Source organism: Kosakonia sp. MUSA4 (assembly GCF_013085925.1).
In the GTDB taxonomy this organism is placed as follows: Bacteria; Pseudomonadota; Gammaproteobacteria; order Enterobacterales; family Enterobacteriaceae; genus Kosakonia; species Kosakonia sacchari_B.
The window spans coordinates 1,788,946-1,794,680 of record NZ_CP025697.1 but is presented as its reverse complement, the minus strand read 5'-3'; the positions used below and the strand labels follow the sequence as shown (position 1 = coordinate 1,794,680).

Sequence of the window (5,735 nt, the reverse complement as noted above, 5' to 3'; positions counted from 1 at the left end):
ATCTCGCTAATCATCTGCGCGGTTTGCAGGCGGCGTTGTTCTTTCTCCTTGTCGAAAATCTGATCGATGCTACCGTTGGCGTGCGCGGTGTCGCGGCTCAGCGTGTTCACATCCTGCTGCTGGTTGGCCTGGTCGCGGATCACAATCGCGCCGTCAGCCACCGCTGACTGCGTAGTGCCCTCCGCGTGCCCCTTGCCGCCCGCACCAGCCAGCAGAGCATTCGCCATGTTCCCGAGAACATTACCCGGCACGCTGCCACCGGTGCTGAACCCGGCACCCTGATGTTCCGTTTTGTAGTCGGCTTTGTTGTTGATATCGGAGAAGCCCAGCGTTCCGGTATCCAGCTTGTTTTTATCAGCATCCGCCTGGCTGGCAATCACCGCGCCATCAAGCTGCGTATGATTACCGACGGTAATATCGAAGCCGCCTTTGCCCGCGTAGATCCCGGTCTGCTCCTGCACCGAGTCGTAATTGCTGTTCATTTTGTCGCGGCTGTAGCTGAAACTGCCGCCCAGACCGCCGCCGCCAAAGGTGTAACTCAGCCCGGCGCTGATGCTCTGCTGTTTGCTGTTGTAGTTATTGCTGTCCTGCTGGCTGCTCAGTGTCAGGTTGCGCCCGACATCCGCCGTCACCTTATCGCCGTTCACCTGCGCGCCCTGCAACAGGGTGTCGCGACCGCTGGTCAGATCGACATTCTGTCCGGCATCCAGCGTGGTCTCATTCCACGATGTACCGTTACCTTTCTCGTTCCCCTTCGATGCGTTTCCGCTGACCGACACCATAAACCCGGCACCGTTTTTCCCGGCAACGATCCCGACACCAATCGAGCCACCTTTGCTGGAGTTGCTGCCGGTAGTTTGTTGCGTGCTGGCCGCGCCGCCAAGGGTGATATCCCTGGCCGCCGCCAGCGTGATGTCTTTCCCGGCTTTTAGCTGGCTGCCTGATACGGCAACATCGCCGCTGTTGGCCGCATTTCCTTTGCCAGTAGCAGTTACGCTCAGGCTATCCCCTGCATTCAGCGAGCTGCCAAACGCCGTGTCCTGCTCTGAATGGGAGGTGGATTTCGACGACTGCCCGCCGATGGAAACCATCACACCAAAGGAGCCGTTTTTCGTGGCATCATCAGTGCCGGCTTTCGCCGCCGCCAGGCGTGAAGCCTGCGAGGCCTGAATACCGGAGAGCACGGCTTTGGTGCCCTGCAATGCCGCAAGGCGACCGTCACTCTGCTCTTTTGCCGCCATCGCCGTGGATGCCGCGGTGTTCACCACATCGCCCACCGCGCCAGACAACGCAATCGTCAGACCGCTGCTTTTCTGTTCGAAGGTCTGGTCGGTCGTACGTTTATCATGGCCGGGATCGATAACCACACTGTCGCCGCTCAGGGCGAGATCTTTTTTGGCGATCAGATCCGAACCACCCATATGCAGCTGGTTGCCAGCAGAAACCGTCACACCTCCGCCATTGCTGCCGACAGTGCTCATACTCTGGCTCTGGGTGGTGCCTTTCTCCTTCAGGCTCTGCTTCGTACTGGAACTGCCGATGGTAAAACCGATGCCGCCGGAGCCCATCAGGCCGCTCTTTTTCTTCTCTTTAAACTGCCAGTTCGAGTCGGTATTGGTGGCGGCTGTGATGTCCACGTTATGCGCCGCACTGAGCGTCACATCGCCATCACCCACCACGGATGAACCTTTCACCAGCAGGTTATTACCGGATTTCACCGTCACGTTATCACCGCTGAGCAACGTGCCGGATTCGCGCGTGGCACTCTGCTCGGAGATGGTGTGGGTGGTGGTTTTTTTCAGGAAACCTTTTTTGGTTTTGGTCTCTTCCTTGTAGTGGTAATCGCTCTCGGTGGCGGTCGTCAGGTTCACATCGCGCCCGGCCTGTACGCCGATATCACCTTTCGCCGTCACCTGCGCCGCTTCGGCATTCATATCGCGCCCGGCGATAATCGTGGTGTCGGTGCCGCTGGCAATCTCGGTGCCCTGCTGGCGGATCTGCTCGTTAATGACCGTTTTCTTGCTGGCTTTGTAGCTGTCGCCCTGGGTGGTGGCTTCCGCCAGCAGATTGACATCGCGTCCTGCCTGCATGCCGACCTGCTGCTCTGCCGCCAGCCCGGCGGCCTGCGAGTTGATGTCCCGGCCTGCCGTCAACAACAGATTGTCGCCTGCACTGATCGTGGTGCGATCGACGCCGGTGCTGTGATTTTCACTTTTGCCGCTGCGGCTGGCGTTGCTGGTCTGCCGCGCGTCGAGGTTCAGATCGTTGCCTGCCGACAACTGTGCCGATTTCCCGGCACTGACATTGCTGGCGCTGAGCGTCAGATTGTTGCCCGCCTGCATTGCCAGATTGCCGCCCGCGGTGATGCTGCTGCCCTGGTAGCCGACGGTGGAGCGGCTGGTATCCGTGAGATTGCGGAAACCGGACTGGCTGTAAGCATCATTTTTCTGGATGGCGTTAACGGCGATATTACCGCCAGCATCCATCAACAGAGCGCCCCCCGCTGAGGCTGTCGCGCCGGTAAAGGTGATGCCCTTGTCCGCCACCAGCGACAGGCCATCCGTCGCGGTAATGCTGGCGATGCTGCCAAGCGTGGTGTCCTTGATGCTGACCGAACCCGATTTACTCTTCGTGTTGAGCGCATATTGATCGGCCAGCGTCAGGTTGTTGATGCTGCCCTCCACGCTCTCCAGCGCCACGGTTTTACCGCTGATGGTGGAGCTGATGTTGCTGATATCGCCAATGGCGCTGAGATCAACATTGCCGCCCGCTTTCAGCAGCGCATCATTGCTGTTGGTTATCTGCCCGCTGCTGTTGACGCTGAGATCGTTGCGCGCCAGCAACGTACTGCCGCTGTTGGTTACATTGCCACCGTCAACGCTGACGTTGTTCCCGGCGATCACGCTGCCATTGTTCACCGCGACGTCTTTCGGCGACAGGTAAAGTTTGGGGATCATCACCGTCTCGCCGTTAATCGTCGCACTCTCCCACCACAAAATACTGTGGTCGAGGGAAGCGATTTGATCCGCGGTGAGCGCCACGCCGAACGACAGCCCGAGCGACTGCTGCGCGCTGGCGGCGTTATCCATCAGATACTGCATTTGCGCGAGATCGGAACCCATACCGTTCAGGTAGCGGCTGCCGGTCTGGTTCAGCAGCGCATTGCTGACATAGCGCGTATCAAACGCTGCATCGCCGAGGAACCGGTAGTCATAATCCGGGTTCAGATTAAGACGGCCTAACATATACGACGAACCGAGGAACTGCGTCTCGTTGGTATACGCCGGATTGGTTTCGCGCGGCGCGGCGCCCGGGGTAATGCCAAGTAACTTATTCAGATCGCCAAACAGTGCCGGATCAAGCTGCCCCAGGCCGTCGAGTTTCGGGTTTACGGTAATGAGATAGGGGCTTTTCGGGTTATCCGTGACCACAAAATAACCGCTATTGCCGGTCGGCAACGGGTAAGCGCTGGTGTCGACGGTTTTGCCCTGTTGCGGTGTCGTACCGGTGTTTTTCAGCGCTGCCGTGGTCACGCCTGCGCTGGCCAGGCTGCCGCTATTGCCGAGGCTGGCATTGCCTTTCTGCTGGCTGCCCGGCGTTGCCAGCGCCGCGCCGTTATCAAGCCCGCTGCCGCCGTTAATCTGTTGCAGCGCATGTTGCAGTTGATCCTGCCACTGCGGCGAGTTCACCGCGACTGGCCCTGCGGCCAGCTCCTGTTTCGCCACGCTACCGCCGATACCCTGATTGCTCAGGGTATTCAGTGACGGGGCAATGATGGTACCTGTAACACCACCGGTGTGAGCCGTGGTGTTTGTATTACTGATATTGTTGCTGAAACTGGCCGTAACATTGCCGCCCGCCTGAATGACAGCGCGGTAAAGCTGGCCCTGTGTTGTCTGTATTTCGTGCCCGGTCAGGGTATAAGCGATGTCTTGTACATATTGTTGATATTTATCGTTTTTATTCTTTAAGCCGCCATCCGGAATCGCATCTTCAGCATAAGTAACCTGATTCCCCGTCCCGTATTTGTAAACAAGGACGTCTGCAGATGTGCTGTTTTGCCAGCTCTGGTTATTAAGCTTCGTCCCCTGCAATAACAAATTATTTGCGCTGAGTATATCGCTGGCTTTATTGTCCAGCACACCTGCCGAAATCACCGCATTCCGGCCTGACGCGATACGTGCGCTTCCGCCACTACTGCTGACATCCGTCCGGGTTTCACTTAAAACAAATTTTTGGGTGTCATATCCTTCGAACGGCGCATAGTGATAAGTCGTTTCTATCCATACAGAACACCCACCATCAGCCCCTGCACAGTTGTTACCTTCCACAGAGTCTTTAACCGTGTAGTAACCATAAGTTCCCGTAGGGAGCAGCGAATAATGTACGCTCAAGGTAGGATCACCGACACCTGGAATGACCTGAGCCGTAGTTTTTACAGTATTTGCTGTTAAACCATCCCGCTGATTCAGCAGATGCCCGGTCTTAATGGTGATATCGCCATTTCGCGTTTCGATACTGCCGGAGGTGTTGATCACCTCGCTGTTGGCATTCCCCGCCGCGTCGCGTTGCAGCACCAGATTGTTACCCGCCAGCATATCGCCGCGCTGGTTGGTGATGCTGTTGGCATACAGCGCCAGGTTGTTCGCCGCATACAGCAGCGCGGTGTTGATGATGGCGCCCGGCGCGTTCAGCGTCAGGCTGCCGAGCGTCCCGGCAAAGCCGTTCGCCGTAATCCCTCCCCGACTCACCAGCGCCACATCACCGCCGCCCTGAATCGCACTGTTGCCGTTCAGCACGATATTGCTGCCGCTTAAGGTGCTGGCTCCACTGCCGGTGGTGATTTGCCCGTTGTTGGTCAACTGGCCGCCCGCGCTGAGATTCACCGCCTGGCCCTGCATCACGCTCTGGTTATCGATCGCCCCGTTGCTGGAAACAGTCAGGGTTTTGCCCGCCGCCAGCGTGGTTTTGCCGGTAAAGGCATTGGCCAGTTGCAGCGTCAGATTACCCAGCGCCACCACCTGCCCCAGCGCGTCCAGCCCGGTTGCGCCGACAAACAGATCGCCGCCACTGAACAACTTGCCGCTGGCGGACTGATCCACCTGTGTGGCATTCAGCGTCAGCTGATTTGTGCCAAGCAGCGTGCCGTTATTGGTGAGCTGGCGATAATTCAGCGTCAGGTTATCCGCCTGTGTCATCCCCTGATTGGTGAAGGTTTCGCCAGTGAGGGTCATCTGCCCGGCCAGCAGCGTGCCGCTGCCGTTGTTGCTCGTCGCATTCAGCATCAGGTTGCTGGCCTGTAACCAGCCCGCACCGCTGTACTGCGGTGTGGTGAGCGTCAGTTGCCCGCCGGAGAGCAGCTTGCCCTCGTTGAGCGCCTGCGCGGTTGCATCGACACGGGTTTCACCCGTTCCCTGCAGCAGCCCATAGTTAAGCAGTTGCGGCGTGGTCAGGGTTAGCGTGCCTGCGCTTACCGTCTGTGCGCCGCTGCGGTTGGTCAACGTCGCGGCGGCAAGCGTGACATCACCGCCCTGCACGTTACCGGCGTTATCGAGTGAAGCCGCCGACAGGTTCAGCGCCCCGTTACTGGCAAGCGTCGCGCTGCTCTGCTGGGTGATATCTCCGCTCAGCGTGGCGGTCAGGCCGTCGCTACCGCTGATGGCTCCGCTGTTATTCAGCGTCCCGCCGCTGAGCGTCAGGTTTTTCGCCGCCCACTGCCCGTTGTTGGTCAGCGA

Annotated in this window: 1 protein-coding gene; it reads right to left on the bottom strand. The window is 58.6% G+C overall.

Features of this window, described 5'->3' with window-relative positions; translation table 11 throughout:
- Window positions 1-5,735 (bottom strand): hemagglutinin repeat-containing protein (locus tag C0557_RS08390; RefSeq protein WP_208658130.1); only part of this gene is annotated, 5,735 nt, incomplete at both ends.